Genomic DNA, 4088 nt, shown 5'->3' with positions numbered 1-4088 from the left:
GGTCTTCAACATGCTGCAGGGCCTCATGGGCGGTGCCGGCGGGGGCGGGGGCGGCGGCTTCCTCGGCATGCTGTTCGGCGGCGGCAACGCCACCGGCCAGTACATCGCGGGCGTGAAGCGCGCGGCCAACGGTGAGATGATCACCGGTGCCAACGCGCCATTCCGCGACAGCCAGCTCCGCGCGGTGATGCCTGGTGAAATGATCCTGCGCGCCTCGGCCGTCAACCAGGTCGGCCGGGACGCTCTGGAACAGATCAATGCCCGTGGCAACCGCAAGATGGCGTCGGGCATGCCGTCACTACCGGCCGCTCCGCCGGCCGACCAGCGGCCGATCAACGTCTGGGCGGTCCTGCCGGAAGAGAAGCCGCAGCTCGGCCCCGATGACGTGGTTGCCTACATCAGCGACGACATCCGCCGCCGTGGTGTGACGCGCAGCCTGATCAAAGCGATCAACTCAGGGAAAATGTGATGCAGACATTTGATTTCCCCTATCACCTTGTCGAGGACACCTATCCGTCCAGCTCGACCGTGATCCAGTTTGGTGGCGGCTATCAGTTCGCCACCAAACCCCGCGGGCCGGATCAGATCGGCTTCAAGCTCTCCTTCAAGGCCATGTGGTTCTTCGAGCGCTCCCCGGGTGTCGTGGACCACGATCGCGAGCCACAACGCAACATGCAGTGCATGCAGAACTTCTACGAGGCCCATCGCCTCTACGAGCCCTTCTACTATCCGCACCCCCGCCGCGGCCTGGTCAAGGTCCGCTTCGCCAAGCCCCTCCAGGTCCCCAAGGGCGTGGAGAAGGGCGACGGCGCGACCGAGCAAGTCAACATCGAGTTCATCCTGCAGCCATGACAATAAACAAGCCACAAGAACATATGACCGAGTCGCAGAAGCTGACCGCTGATGCGTTCGTGAACCTGTATGAGATCCAGCTCCGCACAGAGCCGGTTATCCTCCTCCTAAGCGACAGCGTGACCCGCACCTGGGGCGGCCGAGTATGGGAGATGTTCGGCGTCCAGCTGTCGGGCGAGAAGCGCTCCGCCGACGATGAAGAGACCAGGCCCAAGCTGCAGCTCATCAATCCGGAGGGCGTCTTCAGCACGCTCGTCCGGCAACGCCTCCTGGATCGCGCCACGGTCATCCGCTACCGGCTCCTGCGCGACCATTTCGAGGCCGACGTTCAGATCTACCAGCGGCGCATGTGGTATGTCTCGCGCATCTCGGACGTCACCGCCGGCCAGTCGATTACCGCTGAATTGCGTGTCATGACGGAAGGCCCGAACAGCAAGGTCCCGGCCCGACAATTCATGCCGCCGGAGTTCCCAATGGTGAGGCTCTCGTGATGAACTACCAGCATCTGCTTGGTCGCCAATTCGTGTGGGGATCGCGGGATTGCTTCGGCCTCCTGCGCGACTTTTACCAGGACGTATTCGGCATCGAGTTGCCCAACCTCGCCCGTCCAGAGGACTTCTATCAGAAGGGTCTAAACCTCTTCGGGGAGAACTACAGGAGCATGGGCTTCAAGGAAATCCAGGTCCATCCGACCGACATCAAATTCGGTGATGTTGTCGTCGCAGCGGTAGGCTCCACTTTTGGAAATCACTGTGGTGTATTCGTTGAAAACGGGCGCATTCTCCACCACCTGTATGGTGGCCTTTCGAAGGTCGACCCGTTCCGGGGGATCATGAGGAACAACTGCATAGCGATCTATCGCCATCAGGATGTTCCCAGTGTTGTCGTCAATGCGACGGAAACACGCGATCTTCGGGGTTTCCTTTCACCGAACAAGCAAAAGTTGTTGGATGAACTTCGAGCCGCCCATTCAGGAACTCAAGCAGAAGCTGACAGACGGCCCTGAGCGCGTCGGCTTTGTGCTGACGACAGGTGAGGTTGTTGAGGTCGACAACATCTGCATCCACTCGTCCAACGGCTTCGAGGTTTCGGGCACAGACCTGGTCAAGTATCACGATCAAGTCGCCGCAACCTGGCACACACACCCCGGTCAGGGTTCCAACCTGTCGACCAACGACTGGTACGCCTTTCGAAACTATCCCGACTGGCTTCACCTCATCATCGGCACGGACGGCGTGAGCTCGTTCCGGGTCGACAAAGGCCGCGTCCTCGCTGATCAGAAATGGGAAAATGAAGGTTAAGGTATTTCTCCACGGATACTTTTCCAAATTCCATGAAGGCCCGATTGAGGTCATAGCCAACACCGTCGCCGAAGCGGTCGCTCTCGTCACTCCCCAACTCCCAGGCTTTCGCCCCAACGCCGTCCGCGGTCGTCATCGGATCTCGGTGGCAGGTTGTGACAAGGTCGAGGATCTGTACCGGCCGGCCAAGGACGGAGAGATCCACCTCATCCCTCAATTCGCTGGCGGCAAGAAGGGTGGGTACCTCCAGATCCTGCTCGGTGTCGCTCTGGTTGCAGTGGGTTGGTTCGCCGGGATCGGCTGGCTCGTCCAGGCCGGCGCGCTGGCGTTCCTGGGGGGCGTTGCACAGATGCTCTCGCCGGCGCCGAGCAGCGACGACGATCAGAAAAAATCCCACTACCTCGGCGCCGCCGACAACACAGTCAAGATCGGGACACGCATCCCATTCCTGTACGGCGAGGACCTGTGCGGCGGCCACTACCTCTCCTTCGACACCGACGCAATCATCACAGGATAACCAGCATGCGACCAACCAATGAGAAGATGATCGAGGCTTTCAGTAAGGCAGGTGGCTTCCGCCCTGCCGAGCGCATGCTTCGTGGCATGGGCTTCGACATTTCCGAGCGGACGCTCCGTCGCGCGCTGGCAAACATGCCCACGGCAGTGGATGAACCCTTCAGCGTGGACGATGGTCCCGAGGTCGATATCGAAGAGCTGCTCGAACGCCGTATCCGCGTCTTCGAAAAGAAGAACAAGCAGCGCGAGCACGACAAGCTGATCCCGGTCAAGATCAACATCGACGGCCCCATCGGCCTCGGCTTCATGGGCGACCCCCACGTCGACAGCGACGGCTGCAACATCAAGCTGTTGCTCGAACACACCGAGATCTTCGACGGTCGCAATGAAGGCATGTTCGGCGCCTGCCTGGGCGATATGTGGAACAACTGGTCCGGCCGGCTCGCTCGCCTCTGGTCCGAGCAGACCACGGACGGTTCCGAAGCCCGCGCGCTGGTCGAATACTTCCTCAATCGCGTCCACTGGATGTTCGTGATCTACGGCAACCACGATCTGTGGTCCGGCCATTCCAAGATCCTTGACCAGATGCTGGCCGGCAACGCTGGCGCCGCCCGCGACTGGCGTGCCCGTGTCGGTCTCCGGTTCCCGAATGGTCGCAAGCTCGGCATCTACGCGGCGCACGGTTTCCCCGGCAACTCGATGTACCTGAAGAACTTCGGCGCCGTGAAGAAGGCGCTCTTCGACGGCCAGCACGACATCTACGTGTCGGGCCACATCCATTCGGCCGGCTACACCTTGGGCGCTCACCCAGGAGCGGAGCGCGCCTTCCACGCGGTCCAGGTCGGCACCTACAAGGAGATCGACAGCTTCGGCGATGCAATCGGCGCGGAGAACCTCAATCTCTACACCTGCCCGGTGGCGCTGATCGATCCCTACGCCACGTCGCCCCTCAACTTCATCCGCTGGGAATTCGATCCCGAACAGGCCGTCGATCGGCTGGCATGGATGCGCAAGCGTTGGGCTAAGTAATGAAGAAATTTGCGGGCAGCGGGTTCGGCGGCGGTGGCGGGGGCAATGATCCTGACAGCTATTTCAGCGATGACATCGTCGAGATAGTGCTTGCCGTTTCCGAAGGGCCGATCAAAGGCCTGAAGGATGGTAGCGCCAAGAACTTCTACATCGGCGAAACTCCGCTGCTCAATATCAACAATTCGACGAACTTCTCCAATTTCGAGCTTGACGTAAACGTGGGCTCGGCTCAGGGCGAGCTCATCGTGCTGTCGTTGGGCGGTCAGTCGACCAGCACCACGGTCAGCAGCAGTCTGGCTCGACTTATTCCTGTCACCCGGCAGGGCTCGCAAGTCGACATCGACTGGCTCGAAGTGCGTCTCGTCGTCAACCAGTTGTTCAACAGCGATG

7 protein-coding genes and 1 pseudogene are annotated in these 4088 nt (G+C 60.6%); all 8 read left to right on the top strand.

Translation table 11 applies throughout. The features are described 5' to 3' along the window. Positions 1 to 469, top strand: a pseudogene (locus EOC06_RS40445) (hypothetical protein); the annotation flags it as partial. Continuing rightward, entirely contained in the window at positions 469 to 852 is a 384-nt protein-coding gene (locus EOC06_RS33875; RefSeq protein WP_128309849.1) for a hypothetical protein, read from the top strand. The pseudogene EOC06_RS40445 and the gene EOC06_RS33875, both read left to right, overlap by 1 nt. Positions 853 to 875: 23 nt before the next feature. Then, entirely contained in the window at positions 876 to 1343 is a 468-nt protein-coding gene (locus EOC06_RS33870) for a hypothetical protein (protein WP_128309848.1), read from the top strand. Then, entirely contained in the window at positions 1343 to 1858 is a 516-nt protein-coding gene (locus EOC06_RS33865) for an NlpC/P60 family protein (RefSeq protein WP_128309847.1), read from the top strand. Before EOC06_RS33870 ends, EOC06_RS33865 begins: the two co-directional genes overlap by 1 nt. After that, positions 1803 to 2153 (top strand): hypothetical protein, encoded by a 351-nt coding sequence (locus tag EOC06_RS33860; RefSeq protein ID WP_128309846.1) that lies wholly within the window; start codon positions 1803 to 1805, stop codon positions 2151 to 2153. The genes EOC06_RS33865 and EOC06_RS33860 overlap by 56 nt, the downstream gene beginning before the upstream one ends. Then, complete coding sequence (locus EOC06_RS33855) at positions 2143 to 2670, top strand: tail assembly protein (RefSeq protein ID WP_128309845.1); 528 nt, start codon at positions 2143 to 2145, stop codon at positions 2668 to 2670. The genes EOC06_RS33860 and EOC06_RS33855 overlap by 11 nt, the downstream gene beginning before the upstream one ends. A 5-nt stretch (positions 2671 to 2675) precedes the next feature. Next, on the top strand, positions 2676 to 3698 hold the full coding sequence (locus EOC06_RS33850) for a hypothetical protein (RefSeq protein ID WP_128309844.1): 1023 nt from the start codon (positions 2676 to 2678) through the stop codon (positions 3696 to 3698). Further along, a partial coding sequence (locus tag EOC06_RS33845; RefSeq protein ID WP_164898894.1) for a hypothetical protein occupies positions 3698 to 4088 on the top strand: 391 nt, incomplete at its 3' end. The genes EOC06_RS33850 and EOC06_RS33845, both read left to right, overlap by 1 nt.

This window comes from Mesorhizobium sp. M7A.F.Ca.MR.362.00.0.0 (genome assembly GCF_004023175.1).
In the GTDB taxonomy this organism is placed as follows: domain Bacteria; phylum Pseudomonadota; class Alphaproteobacteria; order Rhizobiales; family Rhizobiaceae; genus Mesorhizobium.
Note: the sequence above shows the minus strand (reverse complement) of the source record. Positions and strands in the feature narration are given on the sequence as shown.